General features: G+C 54.1%; 13 protein-coding genes and 1 pseudogene. 9 read left to right on the forward strand and 5 right to left on the reverse strand.

All coding sequences use genetic code 11. From position 1 onward, the window contains the following. The first annotated feature begins 201 nt into the window (after nt 1–201). Nucleotides 202–1,755, forward strand: a complete 1,554-nt coding sequence (gene garD, locus IE092_RS05995) for a galactarate dehydratase (RefSeq protein WP_189356122.1) — start codon at nt 202–204, stop codon at nt 1,753–1,755. Between the two features lie 93 nt (nt 1,756–1,848). Beyond that, nucleotides 1,849–2,673, forward strand: coding sequence for an NAD-dependent epimerase/dehydratase family protein (locus IE092_RS06000; RefSeq protein WP_189356123.1), 825 nt, complete (start codon nt 1,849–1,851; stop codon nt 2,671–2,673). A 218-nt stretch (nt 2,674–2,891) separates the two neighbouring features. On the opposite strand, the gene IE092_RS06005 is transcribed toward IE092_RS06000, so the two are convergent. The 4 genes from IE092_RS06005 to IE092_RS06020 all read right to left on the reverse strand — a co-directional run bounded on the left by IE092_RS06005 (nt 2,892) and on the right by IE092_RS06020 (nt 5,474). Further along, complete coding sequence (locus IE092_RS06005; protein WP_189356124.1) at nt 2,892–3,572, reverse strand: YoaK family protein; 681 nt, start codon at nt 3,570–3,572, stop codon at nt 2,892–2,894. Between the two features lie 92 nt (nt 3,573–3,664). Next, nucleotides 3,665–4,291 carry a transglutaminase-like domain-containing protein gene (locus tag IE092_RS06010; protein WP_229793058.1) on the reverse strand — a complete coding sequence of 209 codons (627 nt, stop codon included), beginning with the start codon at nt 4,289–4,291 and terminating at the stop codon, nt 3,665–3,667. After that, entirely contained in the window at nt 4,288–5,130 is an 843-nt protein-coding gene (locus IE092_RS06015) for a DUF4349 domain-containing protein (RefSeq protein WP_229793059.1), read from the reverse strand. Before IE092_RS06015 ends, IE092_RS06010 begins: the two co-directional genes overlap by 4 nt. Before the next feature lie 17 nt (nt 5,131–5,147). Next, nucleotides 5,148–5,474: a low molecular weight protein tyrosine phosphatase family protein gene (locus IE092_RS06020; RefSeq protein WP_189356126.1), complete on the reverse strand. Its 327-nt coding sequence runs from the start codon at nt 5,472–5,474 to the stop codon at nt 5,148–5,150. A 213-nt stretch (nt 5,475–5,687) separates the two neighbouring features. Between IE092_RS06020 and IE092_RS06025 the strand changes: the two genes are divergently transcribed. From IE092_RS06025 to IE092_RS06055, 7 genes and pseudogenes are all read left to right on the forward strand, one after another. Continuing rightward, complete coding sequence (locus tag IE092_RS06025; RefSeq protein ID WP_189356127.1) at nt 5,688–6,335, forward strand: ANTAR domain-containing response regulator; 648 nt, start codon at nt 5,688–5,690, stop codon at nt 6,333–6,335. A gap of 256 nt (nt 6,336–6,591) precedes the next feature. Next, nucleotides 6,592–7,872, forward strand: coding sequence for a CmpA/NrtA family ABC transporter substrate-binding protein (locus tag IE092_RS06030; RefSeq protein ID WP_189356128.1), 1,281 nt, complete (start codon nt 6,592–6,594; stop codon nt 7,870–7,872). Between the two features lie 10 nt (nt 7,873–7,882). Beyond that, the gene (gene ntrB / locus IE092_RS06035) at nt 7,883–8,770 is read left to right on the forward strand and encodes a nitrate ABC transporter permease (RefSeq protein ID WP_189356129.1); all 888 of its coding nucleotides are present in this window, start codon (nt 7,883–7,885) and stop codon (nt 8,768–8,770) included. A 1-nt stretch (nt 8,771) separates the two neighbouring features. Next, the gene (locus IE092_RS06040) at nt 8,772–9,599 is read left to right on the forward strand and encodes an ABC transporter ATP-binding protein (protein WP_189356130.1); all 828 of its coding nucleotides are present in this window, start codon (nt 8,772–8,774) and stop codon (nt 9,597–9,599) included. A 16-nt stretch (nt 9,600–9,615) separates the two neighbouring features. Then, a pseudogene (gene nirB, locus IE092_RS06045) lies at nt 9,616–12,058 on the forward strand (nitrite reductase large subunit NirB). Nucleotides 12,059–12,074: 16 nt separating this feature from the next. Beyond that, nucleotides 12,075–12,413: a nitrite reductase small subunit NirD gene (gene nirD / locus IE092_RS06050; RefSeq protein WP_189356131.1), complete on the forward strand. Its 339-nt coding sequence runs from the start codon at nt 12,075–12,077 to the stop codon at nt 12,411–12,413. A gap of 24 nt (nt 12,414–12,437) precedes the next feature. After that, nucleotides 12,438–15,224, forward strand: a complete 2,787-nt coding sequence (locus IE092_RS06055) for a nitrate reductase (protein ID WP_189356132.1) — start codon at nt 12,438–12,440, stop codon at nt 15,222–15,224. A 188-nt stretch (nt 15,225–15,412) separates the two neighbouring features. Here the strand turns inward: IE092_RS06055 and IE092_RS06060 are convergent, their stop codons facing one another. Then, nucleotides 15,413–18,355 carry an MORN repeat-containing protein gene (locus tag IE092_RS06060; protein WP_229793060.1) on the reverse strand — a complete coding sequence of 981 codons (2,943 nt, stop codon included), beginning with the start codon at nt 18,353–18,355 and terminating at the stop codon, nt 15,413–15,415. Nucleotides 18,356–18,563 lie beyond the last annotated feature (208 nt).

An 18,563-nucleotide genomic window follows, 5' to 3' on the forward strand; every position in this document is an offset into this window, starting at 1 on the left:
ATTTTGTTGGTAAATCATTGAATTTTAAGCGTTAATTTCAATGCCACGTAACATTCAGGGTGAAATTTTATGCTTACTTCATACTCTCTTTTATGATTTACTGGTCAGTCCAATTTATAAGCGGACAGACCAAAACTCTGCGACTTCTGTTGTAATCCGGCGAAATCAGTTCAGCCAGCGTCAATTCAGAGAGGATTTTTCATGTCACAGGCACAAGAGCAAGCGCCCCTGTATATCAAAATGCACGATAGCGACAATGTCGCCATTGTTGCCAACGATGGCGGACTACCCGCCGGAACGGCATTTCCCTGCGGGCTGACGCTGACAGGCCAGGTACCACAGGGACATAAAATTGCACTGACTGATATGCAGGCAGGCGATGCGATACGCCGCTACAACGTGGTGATTGGCTATGCCATCGAAAACGTGCAACGCGGTCAGTGGCTGCATGAAGGTCTGATCCGGATGCCGGATGCCCGCACCCTGAGTGATTTACCCAAAGCCAGCCGTCCACCTGCCAGCCTGCCGCCGCTGGACGGCTATACATTTATGGGTTTCCGTAATCCGGACGGATCCGTCGGCACCCGCAATATTCTGGCAATCACCACGACGGTACAGTGCGTTTCCGGCGTGGTGGAGTTTGCGGTGCAACGCATTAAGACGGAATTATTGCCTGCCTATCCGAATGTGGATGATGTGATAGGACTTGAACACACTTACGGCTGCGGCGTGGCAATTGATGCCCCCGGAGCCGAGATTCCTATCCGCACTATCCGCAATCTGGCCAAAAACCCGAATTTCGGCGGTGAAGTGATGGTGGTCAGCCTCGGTTGCGAAAAGCTGCAACCAGCCAAACTGTTCCCTGCCGGCAGCATTCCGCTGCGCGCGCAAGAAGAAGTGCCGGTCGTGTGCCTGCAGGATGCTGCGCATACCGGCTTTGATTCCATGATTCATTCCATCATGACGCAGGCCAAAGCCCATCTGGAGCGCCTGAACAGTCGCCAGCGCGAAGTATGCCCTGCCTCCGAACTGATCGTCGGTGTGCAATGTGGCGGCAGCGATGCGTTTTCGGGTGTCACCGCCAATCCGGCAGTCGGTTTTGCCACCGATTTGTTAGTGCGCGCCGGTGCCAGCGTGATGTTTTCTGAAGTTACGGAAGTCCGCGACGGCATTGACCAGTTGACTTCGCGTGCAGTAACGCCGGAAGTGGCGGATGCCATGATCCGCGAAATGCAATGGTATGACGATTATCTGAAACGCGGCGGCGCTGACCGCAGTGCAAACACCACACCCGGCAACAAAAAAGGCGGCTTATCGAATATCGTAGAAAAAGCCATGGGTTCGATAGTGAAATCCGGCTCCTCGCCGATTTCCGGCGTGCTTTCTCCCGGTGAAAAACTGCAGCAGCGCGGCCTGATTTACGCCGCCACACCTGCCAGCGATTTTATCTGCGGCACCCTGCAACTGGCGGCCGGTATGAACCTGCATATTTTCACCACCGGACGCGGCACCCCTTACGGTCTGGCTCCGGTTCCGGTGATTAAGGTCGCCACCCGCGAAGATCTGGCGCGCCGCTGGCATGATCTGATGGATGTGAATGCGGGCAAAATCGCGACTGGCAAAGCCACCATTGAGGAACTGGGCTGGGAATTATTCCATCTGATGCTGGAAGTCGCGAGTGGCAAGAAAACCTGGGCAGAACACTGGAAATTGCAGAATGCGCTGGTGTTATTTAATCCGGCACCGATTACCTGAAACGGCTTGCACACCCTGCTGTGCAAACGCCACAACATCTGCATCAACCGCAACGGAATAACACGAAATAACGATTGAGAGACAAGGAATAACATGACTACACAAACAGCAGCCAAACCATTTCGCCGCATTTTGCTGACCGGTGCCGCCGGTGGCCTCGGTAAAATCCTGCGTGAGCGCCTGAAAGCCTGGACTGACACACTGGTGGTCAGCGATCTGTCTGAGCTCGGCCCCGCACAAGCCGGTGAAGAAGTCGTGCAATGCGATCTGGCCGACAAAGCGGCCGTGCTGGCGATGGTGAAAGATGTGGAGCTGATTCTGCATTTCGGCGGCATTTCGGTCGAAGCCAGCTTTGAAGACATCATGCGTGCCAATATTCAGGGCACTTACAATATTTACGAAGCGGCGCATAAACACGGCGTCAAGCGCGTGATTTTTGCCAGCTCCAACCACACCATCGGCTTTTACAAAACCACCGATCAGCTGACCGCCAGCATGCCGCCGCGTCCGGATGGTATGTACGGCGTGAGTAAGTGTTTTGGCGAAAGTCTGTCGCGCTACTACTACGACCGTACCGGTCTCGAAACCGTCTGTGTTCGTATTGGTTCTGCCTTCCCTGCACCGGCAAACCGCCGCATGCTGACGACTTATCTGAGTTACGACGATTTATTCGAACTGCTGCGCTGCGCTGCGATGACACCGCGTGTTGGCCACACCATCGTTTTCGGCGCTTCCAACAACCGCGAGCAATGGTGGGATAACCGTGAAGCCGCGCATCTGGGTTTCCGCCCGAAAGACAGTTCAGATCCTTTCGTGCATTTATTCCCGGACAGCGGCCATTATCCGGCAGCAGATGATGTCACCACGACGTATCAGGGCGGCGGCTTCATTCTGACCGGACCGCAGTACAAAGACTAAGCCCGAACGCCGTTCAGAAAATCCCCTTATCAGAAGCAGCACGGAACCGCGGGCGCCACCGCTGGTTCCGTGGTACGGCTGGCGAGGGTCAGCGTCAGCCTCCCGCAGGCACTGAAAAGCATCAAAAACACCCCAAATGCGGATTTCTGCATGGCGATCCGGCGGTCGTCGGCAGAAAGTCCGGGCCTCCGCAAATCACAAATGACGATAACTGCACATCAGGCAGGATTGTCCGGTGACTGTTTGACTCTGTGTACCAGCAGCCAGTAGGCTACACCAATCGATGAAGTAATCCAGACCGGCAGCAGCATCGCATCAAAGCGAAACGCCATAAAGCCGCGCGCACCGGCAATACCCCCCACAATAAAGCCGCTGATCAGGGTGATGTACAGAATCACTTTACGACGATCCGGCACCTGACCGCGCAACCATAAACCCAGCGAAACGCCGAGGTCGGTAAAAATGCCGGAAACATGCGTGGTACGCACGACTGCACCGCTGTAAGTACTGGTCATCGCGTTCTGCAAGCCGCAGGCAGCGGAAGCAAAATAATGACCATAAGGGGAATTGTGATTCAGAAAATACCAGGCGGCGAGCAGCATCAGCACGCAAAACAGCAATGCAACGCTGTAATTGCGCCCGAGCTGTAATGCGGTATTGCCTATCATGACGCCGCTGAGCGCCGCACCTGCCACAAAACTCAGCATCACAAAACTCAGATGCAAAGCGTCATTCCATTGCAGATTAGCCAGTTCCAGCGACAGGAAGGTGGACGTACCGGTCAGGTGCGATACCGCCTGATGCTTAAAGCCCAGCAAAGCAATCGCATTAATCACACCGGCATTCAGCGCCAGAAAAAAACCACCGATCTCCACCCATTTCGGCAAACGATTAATCACGCCTGTTCTCCTGCTTACTCAAACAGCTTTTGATTGTAAGCCCTGCAGTGGTCGCAATGCCATCGCTGCAGTAAGCGCAACGCCGTTTTTTTTCAGCTCAAGGGCAACCAGTCGGCTGATTGCGGCAATACTGCGGCATCCGGCAGATTTGCCAGCACCGCATCATAAGTCGCGTGGGTACGCAATGCATCGCAAATCACCGCAACCGGTTTGGCGTACACACCGGGAAAATCCCGTTCCTGTGGCGGGCGAATCGCAAACGCCAGTTGCTCCTGCGGCGGACAAAACTGCGCATTCACGCCGGGCTTGTTGCCCCGCGCATCCACACGGTACCAGCCATACTCCGGCAAATACAAAGCATTCAGGCCATGCAGGCAATACGGTTCACCGTCGTCCCCCACCGTCAGTCGCTGAAAGCACATACCGGCAGGAATGCCGTTGGCGCGCAGCAAAGCCGCCAGCAAATGACTTTTGGCATAACAGTAACCGGTGCCATGCGCCAGTACATCCGATGCACGCAGCGTCACCGGATTCCGTTTGAAATCCGAACTGTGCTGTATCTGGTCACGTACAAATTCAAAGCAGCGCTGCGCAATCTCGGCCGTACCATTTGCACCCAGCGCCAGCTGCTGTGCTTGCGCCAGCACAGCAGGATGATCAGCATCGATGATGTCGCAGGCTTGTAAAAAAGCGTCAGGAACCGGAACATTTTGCATCATGATTTTTGATCTTTGCTTTGCAGACGTTTTCTGCGCAGACGCCATTGACTGATAATCACCCATACAACAACCAGTAATCCGGCCCACGGCAGCATATACGCAATCGCGGTAATCGCGGCAGCCAGCGCACTGGAAAAGTTCGCACCGAACGCAGCTAAGGCGTGCTTTACCTCAGAGCGCTGATGACCAGCGCCCTCCACAGACATTGAGATGGTCAGCAGCTCTGTTTGCACACGCTGCACCATACCCGCCTGCTTGCCTTCCAGTGCTTCGATGTTACTCTGTACTTCCGCCAGTTCTTTACTGACTTTCATCAGCGTCTCAACGTCTTTTCCGGTTTGTTTACGCAGCTCTTCTAATTGCGTCCGGTAATCGCGCAGCATCTGAATCTTTTTGGCGTTGTCTGCCAGAGAATGCGATAAATCCTCGGCATGGCTGTTCTGAGAAACAATGCGCCCCTGCTGCGACAAGCCTTTTACGATCTTTTGCACACTTTCAGGCTTCGCTCTCAGTTTGATACTGGCAGAAGGATAATCACCGGTGCGTATGCTGGAACCCAGTTCCGTACAGCCTTGATCAGGTTCGGCCAGACAAGCGGCTTTCACACCGTTAAAGACTTTTGGTAACGCCTCTTCACTGACGTTCAGGTTCAGCTCGTGCTCATAGGCCAGCGTTTTATTTGCAGTAGCTGGCTTGCTGGGTGCAGATTCAGTAGCCGTGGCCGTTGCTGCATTTATGTCTGCGGCCTCTTCCTTTTTGCCACAGGCACTCAGCAGTACTGTCGCGATTAACAGCGCCGATGCTGTTTTTCGGAATGTCATCATCTTCATTTTCGTCATTTTTATCATTTGCGTATTCAGTTGGAAGGCAAAAACGGAGTGACTTTCTTTTGCAGCAATGCCACCAGCTCAGGCTGCATATAGTTGTAGTCGTCCGGGATGCCGAGACAAATCACACGTTTGCCGTGCAGATGGCGCTGAAACTTTTGCGACAGTTTGCGCTTATGGACATTCTCCATCACAAAGATCACCGTAGCCCACGCAATCTGCTCCGGCGCCAGCGGTACTTCGGCATCCGCACCGATACCGGCAGAATCGGTTTCCACACCGGGCCAGCTGGCGAACACCTGCTCTGCCGTCGGGCTGCGAAGTTTATTATGGGTACAGATAAACAGTGCGCGCATTATTTTCATCGTCAGTCTGACCTTGCATTACAGACATGCAAATTTCATCATAAAGACAAGACTGTAGCAGTCTGCGTGCGCAGTTTGCAATTTCGTTACAGAAATTTTCATGACGGATAAACCGGTATTTCCAAATGACGCCTCGCTGACGCTGTACCCGACTGGTCTGTTTCTTGCATCCTCAGACTACATCTCGTTTACTCTGGGTGAAAAATGGCGAAGTCCGGGACGGCCAATGCCGAAGCATTGCGTATTGTGGTGGTGAATGCTGCCGGTACGCTGTCATCGGAAGATACTGAAGCGGACGCAGCACAAAAGCGGCGTTCCGCCACTTTGCGTATCGGCTTGCTGCAAGCCGGTTACGACATCATTGCCTCTCTGCCCGGCGATATGTTTCTGATCGACCGTATCCGCCAGCTGGAGCCGGATATGATAATTATTGATGCCGAATCTGATGCACGCGACGTACTGGAGCATCTGGTGATCATGTCGCAGCAGGCACCGCGTCCTATCGTTTTATTCACCGATGATGAAGACCCCGGCCATATGCGCAGTGCGCTGGAGGCGGGTGTTTCGGCGTATGTGGTCGCCGGTCTGCAGAGTGAACGCATCAAACCGGTGCTGGAAGTAGCGATGGCGCGCTTTCAGGTTGATCAGCAGGTCAGAAACGAGCTGGCAGAAACCCGCACCCGCCTTGCAGAGCGCAAATACATAGAAAAGGCCAAGGGTTTTTTAATGCAGCGCTTTTCTTTCTCGGAAGAAGAGGCGTATCAGCGCCTGCGCAAACAAGCAATGGAAAAAAACCTGCGTATCGGTGATCTGGCAAAACGCATTCTTGATGCCGCCGACCTGATAGGCTGATCTTTTTTGGTGCGGCGCACCAAAATATTGCTCATTTTTTGAGCAGAACAGAAAACCAGTCGGGATTTTTGGTCAAAAAACAGGTGATTCCGGCTGGCACACTGTTTGCATAACAGTGTTTGCACCAAAGAAGGTGCGCCCTGTGAACCGGCTAACGGCGGCTGTTCACATCAGACAAAGGTGTCTCTTCATTCTGCATTGCGGAATGAACAGACGCCTTTTTGCTTTTCTGAATCTTAATCACGAAGGAGCTGCGATGAGTGAAGTCAATCTGAAGTCCGCGTCTGAAACCGACACACTGTCACAGACCTGCGATCTGCCACGCCGGAAATGGATACAAGGAGCGAGTGCAATGCTGGGAGCAGGATTACTGGGGCAAACCCCGCAGGTCTGGGCGGCGGGCAGCGATAAGCCGGAAAAAGAAGAAGTCCGGGTTGGCTTTATTCCGCTGACCGATTGCGCATCGGTTGTCATGGCATCCGTGCTTGGGTTTGACAAAAAATACGGCATCAAAATTATCCCGACCAAGGAATCGTCCTGGGCCAGCGTGCGCGACAAACTCGTCAATGGCGAACTGGATGCAGCCCATGTTTTGTATGGTTTGATTTACGGTGTACAGCAAGGCATAGGCGGCCAGAAAAAGGATATGAATGTCCTCATGACACTGAACCATAACGGTCAGGCCATTACTTTGTCGAAAGCACTGGCGGATAAGGGTGCAGTGAATGGTGCGGGACTGGCAAAACTGATGCAGACCGAAAAGCGCGAATACACCTTTGCCCAGACTTTTCCTACCGGCACCCATGCGATGTGGCTGTATTTCTGGCTTGCGCAACATGGCATTCATCCGCTGAAAGACGCCAAAGTCATTACCGTGCCGCCGCCGCAAATGGTAGCCAATATGCGGGTTGGCAATATGGATGGTTTCTGCGTGGGTGAACCGTGGAATCATCGTGCAATTGTGGACCGCATCGGCATTACTGCTGCCACCACTCAGGAAATCTGGAAAGACCATCCGGAAAAAGTGCTGGGCACCACAGCCGAATTCAGTAATAAGTATCCGAACACCGCGCGTGCGCTGATCGCAGCTGTGCTGGAAGCGAGCCGCTGGATTGACGCTTCGCTGTCGAATAAAAACAAAATGGCGGAAGTCATCGCCGATAAAGCCTACGTCAATACCTCGGTTGATGTAATTAACCAGCGCATTCTGGGCCGTTACCAGAACGGTTTAGGAAAAACCTGGGACGATCCTGATCACATGAAATTCTTCAATGACGGCGCGGTGAACTTCCCTTATCTGTCGGACGGCATGTGGTTTATGACCCAGCACAAACGCTGGGGCTTGCTGAAAGCTGATCCGGATTATCTGGCGGTAGCGAAAGCCGTTAACCGGATCGACCTGTACAAAGACGGCGCTGCAAAAGCCGGTGTCAGTGTGCCGAAAGAGTTAATGCGCAGCAGCAAGCTGGCGGATGGTACGGTCTGGGATGGCAAAAATCCGGCGGCCTATGCAGCTGGTTTCAAGATCAAGGCCTGAGGACATCATCATGAATAAATCCTTACCCGCCAGTATCAGCGATAAACCCGCTGCCTTGCCGCGCTCGCCACAGTCTTCAAGCGTGCAGCGTTTTTTTCAGCAATGGTGGCAGGCATTTTCTGTGCGCCGCTTACTGTTACAACTGATACCGGCCATGGCTGGCCTTGCTCTGCTGGTTTTAATCTGGCAAATCATTTCGTTTAAAAACAGCAGCATTCCGAGCCCGGAGCAAACCTGGACAGAAGCACGCATTGTATTCAGCGATCCGTTTTATCAGCATGGCCCGAATGATCAGGGCATAGGCTGGAATATTCTGGCATCGCTGAAACGGGTTGCGCTGGGCTTTGGCTTAGCGGCGCTGGTCGGCATTCCGCTCGGCTTTCTCAGCGGTCGTTCTGCCTTCGCTCACCGCATGCTGCAACCGCTGATCAGTCTGCTGAAACCGGTATCGCCGCTGGCCTGGCTGCCGATTGGTTTACTGATTTTCAAATCTGCCAATCCGGCCGCGATCTGGTCCATTTTTATCTGTTCTATCTGGCCGCTGATTATTAATACCGCCACCGGTGTTCAGCGGGTACCGCAGGATTATCTGAATGTGGCACGGGTACTGAATCTGAGCGAGTGGAAAATTCTGACCAAAATTCTGATTCCCGCAGTATTACCGCATCTGCTGACCGGCGTGCGGCTGGCAATCGGTACAGCATGGCTGGTGATTGTGGCAGCTGAAATGCTGACCGGCGGTGTCGGTATCGGTTTCTGGGTCTGGGATGAATGGAACAATCTGAACGTGCCCCATATCCTGATTGCGATTTTTGTGATTGGTATCGTGGGATTGATGCTGGAGCAGGCACTGGTTGCACTGGCGAAAATGGTGACTTACGAGGATACAGGAGCCTGACATGTCTGAACTGAACCTTACGGCGCACGATAAAAAGTATATTGAGATTCAGCAAGTGAACATGGTGTTTCACAGTAAGGGCAAAGCCTTTCATGCGCTGAAAGACATCAATCTGCAAATCCGTCGCGGTGAATTTATTTCGCTGATCGGCCACTCCGGTTGCGGCAAATCCACCTTACTGAACCTGATCGCCGGTCTGACGACACCAAGCGAAGGTAATGTGCTGTGTGCGCAGCGCGAAGTGCGCGGGCCAGGCCCGGAACGTGCTGTCGTGTTTCAGAATCATTCCCTGTTACCGTGGCTGACCTGCTTTGAAAATGTGTATCTCGGCGTGGAGCGCGTATTTTCGCGTAAAGAGTCTGCCCACAAACTGCGCGACCGCACTGAAGCCGCTCTGGCACTGGTGGGCTTATCACATGCAGCGAAAAAACGTCCGAATGAAATTTCCGGTGGTATGAAACAAAGGGTAGGAATTGCCCGTGCGCTGGCTATGCAGCCTCAGGTTTTACTGATGGATGAACCTTTCGGTGCACTGGATGCGCTGACCCGTGCGCATTTGCAGGATGAATTACTGAAAATCGTGGCACAAACACAGTCCACCGTAGTGATGGTGACCCACGATGTGGATGAAGCGGTATTGCTGTCTGACCGTATCGTTATGCTGACCAACGGCCCTGCCGCCACCATTGGTGAAGTGCTGGAAGTACCGCTCGCCCATCCGCGCGACCGGGTTGCACTGGCGCAGGACAGTGAATATCAGCGCTACCGCAGTGCCGTGCTGGAGTTTCTGTATCACCGTCAGCAGCATCCTTCCGAACACGCCGCCTGAACACAGGAGAATTGCGATGAAAAAATTACGTCTGGTACTGGTCGGCAATGGCATGGCCGGTGTGCGTACCATCGAAGAAGTGCTGAAGCTTGCTCCGGATTTATACGAAATCACGGTATTCGGCAGCGAGCCCTGGCCGAACTACAACCGCATTCTGCTATCTCCGGTACTGGCGGGTGAACAAACCCTGCAGGATATCGTGCTGAATGACTGGGACTGGTACAAAAGTAATGGCATTACCCTGCGTACCGGCACCACCATCACAAAAATCGATCGCCACCGGCGCGAAGTAATTGCTGATGATGGCAGCGTCACACCGTATGACAGGCTGATTCTGGCGACTGATTCTGGCGACTGGTTCTACGCCATTTATGCTGCCGGTGCCGGGTCGCGAATTACAAGGCGTGATCGCTTACCGCGATATTGCGGATACTGAGGCGATGATACAGGCGGCGCAGCAATACAAACATGCGGTAGTGATCGGTGGCGGTTTGCTTGGACTGGAAGCAGCGAATGGCCTGCGCCAGCGCGGTATGGAAGTCAGCGTGGTGCATTTGCCGGGCTGGCTGATGGAAAGACAGCTGGACCCGGTTGCTGCCGGTTTACTGCAGCAGTCACTGGAGCAAAAAGGCTTACAGTTTTTACTCGGCAAAAACACTGCTGCGCTGCTCGGCAACACTGAAGGTCGCGTGCGTGCAGTGCGTTTCAGTGACGATACCGAAGTCGCCGCTGATCTGGTTGTGATGGCGGTTGGCATACGTCCGAATACTGCTCTGGCGGAATCGGCCGGCCTGCATTGCCAGCGCGGCATCGTGGTGAATGACACCATGCAAACCTATGATCCGCGTATTTACGCCGTCGGCGAATGCGTTAATCACCGTGGCACCGCCTATGGTCTGGTTGCGCCACTGTTCGATATGGCGAAAGTCTGTGCCAATCATCTGGCGGAATTCGGTATCGGCCGTTACCAGGGTTCGGTGACCTCAACCAAACTGAAAGTCACCGGCATTGATCTGTTTTCTGCCGGCGATTTCATGGGTGGAGAAGGCAAGGAAGAAATTGTCCTGTCCGATCCTAACGGCGGTATTTACAAAAAACTGGTACTTCAGGATAACAAACTGATCGGCGCCTGCCTGTACGGTGATACAGCAGACGGTGCATGGTATTTCCGACTGTTACGCGAAGCAAAAGATATCAGCAGCATCCGTGATCAGCTGATGTTCGGCGAAAGCAGTATCGGCGACACCGGGCACGAGGGACATTCGCTGGCCGCAGCCATGCCGGATACAGCGGAAGTCTGCGGCTGTAACGGGGTTTGCAAAGGCACTATCGTCAAAGCGATACGGGAAAAGGGTTTGTTCACGATTGAGGATGTGCGCAAACATACCAAAGCATCGGCTTCCTGCGGTTCCTGTACCGGACTGGTGGAACAAATTATTGTCAGTACTGCCGGTGGCGATTATTCGGCCAGTCCGCGTAAAAAAGCCATGTGCGGCTGTACCGACCTGACGCATGCCCAAGTCAGAACTGCGATCCGCGACCTGCATTTACTGACGATTCCGGCGGTACAAAAACAATTGCAATGGCGCAGCGCAGACGGTTGCACAAGTTGCCGTCCGGCACTGAATTACTATCTGATATCCACCTGGCCGCAGGAAGCGAAAGATGATCCGCAATCGCGCATGATCAATGAGCGTTCGCATGCCAATATCCAGAAAGACGGCACTTACTCGGTGATTCCGCGTATGTGGGGTGGCGAAACCAGTGCGGCAGACTTACGCCGCATCGCCGATGTGGTCGAAAAATATCAGATTCCTACCGTCAAAGTAACAGGCGGTCAGCGTATTGATTTACTCGGTGTGAAAAAAGCCGATTTGCCGGCGGTTTGGGCCGATCTGGGCATGCCTTCCGGCCTGGCCTACGCCAAGGGGCTGCGTACCGTCAAAACCTGCGTAGGCAGCGAATGGTGCCGTTTCGGCACGCAGGACTCGACGTCGATGGGTAAGCAGCTGGAACGCGCACTGGCGCGCATGTATGCACCCCATAAGGTCAAACTGGCGGTATCCGGTTGCCCGCGCAATTGTGCCGAAGCCGGCATCAAAGATGTGGGCGTCATCGGCGTGGATTCCGGCTGGGAAATTTATGTCGCGGGCAATGGCGGTATCAAAACCGAAGTCGCGCAATTTCTGGTGAAGGTAAAAACCGCTGAAGAAGTAATGGAATACACCGGCGCTTTCCTGCAGTTATACCGGCTGGAAGGCTGGTATCTGGAGCGCACTGTGCATTATGTCAGCCGGGTCGGGCTGGACTATGTGAAATCCGTCATTCTGCAGGATGCGGAAAAACGCCGCGCACTGTATGAAGAATTACTGTTTGCACTGAGTGGTGAAGCTGATCCGTGGCATCAGCCACAGGCCGCGCAAGTCGATACCCGTCAGTTCGCAACGCTGAGCGTTTGAAAGAAAGGAAAATCACATGTCTGCATGGAAACCTGTTTGTCTGGTCAGCGATATTCCGCGTCAGGGCGCACGCATACTGCAACGTCAGGGCTTGCCGGATGTCGCTATTTTCCGTACCGGCGAGAATCAGATTTTTGCACTGGTTGATCGTTGCCCGCATAAAGGCGGTCCCTTGTCGCAGGGCATGCTGATCGGTGACAAAGTGGCCTGCCCTTTGCATAACTGGCATATCGATCTGGCTACCGGTGAAGCCGTAGCGCCGGATCAGGGTTGCGCCGCCCGCTTTCAGATCCGGCTGGAACATGAGCAAGTGTTGCTGGATGAAACGGAATTGCAGTGTCTCGGAAAAATCTGATCTGAACACACGGAGACCTGCACAATGTCAGCCAGCACAGAAACGAAGAGTACCTGCTGTTATTGCGGCGTAGGTTGTGGTGTCATTATCACGGCGGAACAGGGTCAGATTACCGGCGTGCGCGGTGATCCGGATCATCCCGCTAATTTCGGTCGTTTGTGCAGCAAGGGCAGTCAGTTGCACATGACCAGTACGCCGCTGATACAAGCACAACGCCGCCTGCACCAGCCCATGCTGCGTCAGCGGCGCGATCAGGCGCTGACCATCAGCGACTGGGATTCCAGTATCGCTTATGTGGCAGAACGTATCAGCAACACGGTGGCTGAGCACGGGCCGGACAGCATTGGTTTTTATGTTTCCGGCCAGTTACTGACCGAAGACTACTATCTGTTCAATAAACTGGCACGCGGTCTGATCGGCACTAATCAGATCGACAGTAATTCACGGCTGTGTATGTCCAGCGCGGTTGCCGGCTATAAACAATCTCTGGGGAGCGATGCCCCACCCTGCAGCTATGAAGATCTGGATCATGCGGATCTGGTGCTGATCATCGGGGCAAATCCTGCCTATGCCCATCCTGTGCTGTACCGCAGACTGGAAGCAGCACGCGCCAGAAAACCGGAAATGAAGCTGGTGGTGGTCGATCCGCGCCGTACCGATAGCGCTCAGGATGCCGACTTACATCTGGCGATTAAACCGGGCAGCGATGTGGCCTTACTGAACGGGCTGCTGCATATCTGTCTGTGGGAAGGCTGGACACAAGCCGCATGGTTAGACGCACATACCAGCGGACTGGAAGCATTGCGTGACAGTGTGCGCGACTGCACACCGGAACAAACTGCAACGCTGTGCGGCGTTTCTGCTGATGACATATATTTGCTGGCACGCTGGTTTGCGCAATCTGCAGCCAGCTTATCACTGTATTGTCAGGGCCTGAATCAGTCCAGTGCCGGTACAGCTAAAAACAGCGCTTTAATCAATCTGCACCTGATGACAGCGCAGATAGGCCGTCCCGGCGCAGGTCCCTTTTCACTGACCGGTCAACCGAATGCGATGGGCGGACGGGAAACCGGCAGTATGGCGAATTTGCTGTGTGCGCATCGTGATCTGAGCAATGCAGATGACCGTGCAGAAGTGGCGAATTTCTGGGGAATTCCCGAAATTCCGGCGCAAGCGGGCAGTACCGCAGTCGATATGTTTGAAGCCACACGTAAGAGCAAGATCCGCATTTTGTGGATAGTCTGCACGAATCCGGCGCATTCCTTACCGGCGCAGGCGCAAGTCAGAGCTGCGCTGGAAACGGCCGAACTGGTAATCGTGCAGGAAGCCTTCCGCGATACCGCCACCGCGGCCTATGCCGATGTGTTGCTGCCGGCTGCCAGCTGGGGGGAAAAAGAGGGAACAGTCACGAATTCTGAGCGCCGCATCTCGCGGGTACGCGCTGCCATCGCACCACCCGGCAATGCCAGAGCCGACTGGTGGATTGCCAGTCAGATCGGATTAGCGATACAAACCCGCTTCCCGCAGCATTTTCCGCACAAACAGACACTGCGTTTAGCTTATGACAACACCGAACAAATCTGGAATGAACACCGCGAACTGACACGCGGACGCGATCTGGATATCACCGGACTCAGTTACCGCTTGCTGGAGCAGTCACCGCAACAATGGCCTTGCCCAGAAGGACAGCATACAGGTCAGGCACGCCTGTACACCGATTTTCGCTTTGCACATGCGGACGGCAAGGCGCGTCTGATCTGTACGCCTTACCAGCCTGCACAGGATAAAGTGAATGCCAGAACGCCATTTGTCCTGAGCACTGGCCGCCTGCGCGATCACTGGCATGGCATGAGCCGTACCGGCGTCACACCGGCGGCATTTGCGCACCAGCCGGAACCCATGCTGGAAATGCATCCGCAGGATATGGAAGCGCGTTTTCTGAAACATGGCGATACTGTTTGTATTCGCAATACACGCGGCCAGCAAATCTGGCGTATCCGCGCAAATCCAGCCTTACGCAGCGGTATGCTGTGGCTGCCTATGCACTGGGGAGAGGAATTTGTCTGGGGTAATGCAAACGGTTATACCGGACTGGGCGTTAACAATCTGGTCAGTCCGGCGCTGGATCCGAAGTCCTTTCAGCCTGAACTGAAATTCAGCACGGTCAGCCTGCAAAAACAGTCATTCCCATACAGCCTGCAATTGATCTGCAGAGCGGACCCGCATCAGATTCCGGCAATGCAGCGCGCCTGTCGCCAGCTCCTGCGCGATCAGCCTTATGTGGAATGTATTCCTTTCGGCGGCACAGCTTCCGGCATTGCCTTGTATGCCTGTCTGCAACAAGCGGAACCCGTTTTATTTGCAGCCTTGACCGAAGTTGCCGGATTGCAGCAGCATGCCCATTTGCGGTATCAGGACGCACAGCGCAGTACGCGCCTGATCCGTCTGGAAAACCGGCAATTGCATACGGTGATGCAAACTGGCAGTCAAACACTGCCTGACTGGTTAGTGCAATGGCTGAAGGAAGCGAAAGAAATCACTGTGCCTGTTTCTTTGCTGTTACAGGACAAAGCGCCGGCCGGAATCGCCGTGCAACGCAGCGTGCAGGTTTGTCAGTGTCTCGGCGTCAGTGCAGCGCAGATTACGCAATATCTGGAACAACAGGAAACACCCGCGACACCAGAAGCTGAACAGGCTGTACTGCTGGGACTGCAGCAACATCTGCAATGCGGCACACGTTGCGGTTCCTGTGTGCCGGAGCTGAAACAAAGCATACGGGCATTGCGTCAGAAAGTACTGCATGTTGCCTGAACTGTTGGCCTATAGCGAAACTAAGCACCAGAGAGTGCAACTGAACGGCAATCTTTGAAACCAGTGATATGCGACTCAATATCTGCTTTCAACACAATCCCGGATATCGCTGCAACTGTCACGATATCCGGATTTGTTGCAATCTGGGTTGAGCAATCAATATGCGCGTCAGATTTGCCAGTCTGTGCTCAGGGCTCCGTCCGTTTGCGGGCAACGGCGGCGCGACAGAACGTATAACGGCGTGACCCCGGTGCCAGAAAATTTCCGGATGCATCACTGCTTCCGCTATCACCGGAGCACTGACAAACCGCGCCGACAAACGAAAAATCTCTGAGTGTTTTATTGGCGATCTGCATTTTTGATGCTGTCGTCGCTTCACTGATTGCCTGTGATTTCGCGATTTCACATAGCCGGTTCTGTGAAGCAGCACTGACATCATCACTCTTTTCACCCCACGGTCCCAGCGGACAATCATAGGTAATGTTTTTTGCTGCACTCGCTTGCAACGGCCGCAGCAATTCAGCGCAAGCGCTATGCGGGTGATCCGGTGCAATGCTGGCAAATTTGATATACGGTATGCCGGTGGATGAGCTGGCCGGTTTTACTGGCGTTACCGTACTGGTTTCCGGTATTGCTACGCGCACCGTATTTGCCGCAACATAATTGTTATTTGCCGGTTGCGGACTAGGTATCACTGGCCGTGGCCGAGCCTGCTGTGCCATCGCAATTCCGCGCTGCTGTGCCGCAACAATATCCGGTAAACTGGCTTTCTGACGCATTTGTGCAAGCGCCGTTGCTGCGGCAGCCAGAATCGACGAATTATTTCCCTGACTCTGAGCCGGTGTCACAACCTGTTCACTGATCCGGTCGCCTTCAGCGTTATAAATTTCCAGCACTTCCAGGCCGTCTATTCGCTGATGCCAGACTGATCTGCCACTGGGTTGCCCGTAATTCCAATCGCCTTCACGCCATTCCACGTTGCCATTGGGGCCGTAAGTTGCGCGCCCTTTGCCGTGATACTGACCGTTTTTCCATTCTCCCACATAGACAGGAATACCATTGGCGCGGATTAACTCACCGTAACCATTGAACTGATCATTCCGCCACTCACCTTCATAACGCCGCCCGTCACTGAAAGCCATAACGCCGTAGCCCTGACGAACCCCGTTCACCAGCGCACCTTCATAAACACCCTGCTGCGCTTTGCCGACTTCGTCACCGAAGACTTTCGTTCCGTTTATTTCTGTTTGCGCTACGGGTTTCGGTGCAGGTGCAGTAACCGGCTGTACAACCGCTGCGTTCGCTGCTACGCCCTGCACAGGCGCAGGGACAGTATTCGGTGTGGCAACGATAACGGGGGTAACAGCTTGGAATACAGGAACCGGCGGTATCGCAGGATTAACCGATTGCGCGATTGCCTGTGCGTTATTGGCTTGCTCAGTTGCACGATTGCTTGCCGTCAAAGCGGCCTGCACCGCTTTCTCAACCTGCTCGCTCAAGGCCTGCACCGGTTTAGCAGGTAACGCGCCGGGCTGACGCCGTACTTCACTGCGGATAAAGCCTGCACGCAATACCTGATCATCAATTGCGCCATTTGGCCAGACAAACACAGCGACACCGTCAGGTGCATCTTTTGTCCACTTCGCATCAGTCCGGCTGCCGTCAGGCTGCACCGCGCGTCCCCAGCCCTCCAGCTTATCTTTCCGAAATTCTCCGGTGTAAGTTTTACCACTGGCCAGCGTAATTCGCCCGTAACCGTGTTTTTCGCCGTTCAGCCACTCACCTTCATAGCGCGTTCCGTCTTTGAAAACCGCCAAACCCAGGCCGCTGAACTGATTTTTCTGCCACTGACCCAGCAGGAAACTGCCATCGGCAAATCCATAGCGCCCGACGCCCTGTTTCTGATCATGCTGAAATTCTCCGCTGTAGCTGTCGCCATCCCGCCAAAGCATGATGCCGCTGCCGTGACGCTTACCATTCAGCAAGCCACCGGTATAACTGCTTCCGTCGGGATAGCGCAGTGGCTTTCCGGGACTGGTTGCCGTTGCGTTTGGGATTGTATTCACCGTTACCGGCTTACCCGGACTCGCATCAAACGGCGTACTCGCTACAGTTGAGGTTATCACCGCCGTCAGGGTATCAGCCTGATTTGCGGCCGGAGATGCTGACGATCCGGTGGCCCCCGGATTGCTGATGCTTCCCTCACTGCCCTGACTAGCGGTACGAGATTCCGGCGGATTCGTTTGCGGAGTCTGTGCCGTCGCGGTGTATGCCAGTCTTGGATTTACCGGAACCGGAGGTACCAGCGTCGCCTGCATATTGCTGCCGTTACCTGCAGGCTGCATTTGCTGAAGAATACTTTGCACCTTTGCGACTTGTTCTGTCGCACGTCGCTGCGCATCCTGCGCAGCCTGCCGGGCTTTTGCGACATTGGTAGTCAGTTCAGTTGGCTCGGTGCTGTCACCACTCAGTTTCAGTGTTCCGTTTTCGAGACGCTGTGTCTGTTGTCGTTTGCCATTTTTCTGTACAAACCAGCCCGCCCCGAAGAACAGACCGTTGCGGTACTCACTGGTGTAGGTATCCCCGACGTCCAGCGAAATGCGCTCGTAGGCCCCGGTAGGAACACCGAATAAAACCTTTGCGATGTCGAGCGTAATGGCATTGTCGGCATTCACTTCTGTCCAGCCAAAACCATTCTCTTTACCGTTCGCCATTGCGCCTTCGTAACGAAGCCCCCTGATATTGCGAATCACCCCAAAACCATGCGGTGCACCATTGCGAAATTCACCTTCGTATGTTGATCCGGTCGCCCATACATACCGGCCAACGCCGTCCTTAAGATCATTGCGGTACTCTCCGGTATAGGATTCACCTTTGTTACTCGACTTACCGTGCCCGTGCCGCTTATCGTCCTGCCATTCGCCTTCATAGCGCAGTCCGTCCGGCCAGACAGCAACGCCTTTACCGTGGCGCTTTCCGTTTTGCAGTTCACCGGTATATTCGGAACCATCCGGGAAATTCTTTTTGCCTGTTACTGTCGCAGAGACGATAGCGGGAGCCGTGGTTCCCTGCATTTCCTGAGCAAGCACTGCACGGCCGGATACCAGCACCGGAATTGATACCAGACTCATCAGCAAATATTTCATCGTCTACCGCTCCCGTCGCAAATTCAGCGGATAAGCCCGCACTACGGCAAGTCTAAGGCAGTGCATCCGAAATACAAAATCAGGGGAGATCCGGAGGGGTGAAAAGCGGCAAAAATAGCTCAAATGCTGATTTCAGCACAGCGAAATCGCGCTCGTCGGCAGAAAGTCCGGCTCTCCGAAAACTATAAATGCG

This window comes from Cognatundibacterium squillarum, from assembly GCF_014652435.1.
GTDB lineage: Bacteria > Pseudomonadota > Gammaproteobacteria > Burkholderiales > Burkholderiaceae_D > Undibacterium > Undibacterium squillarum.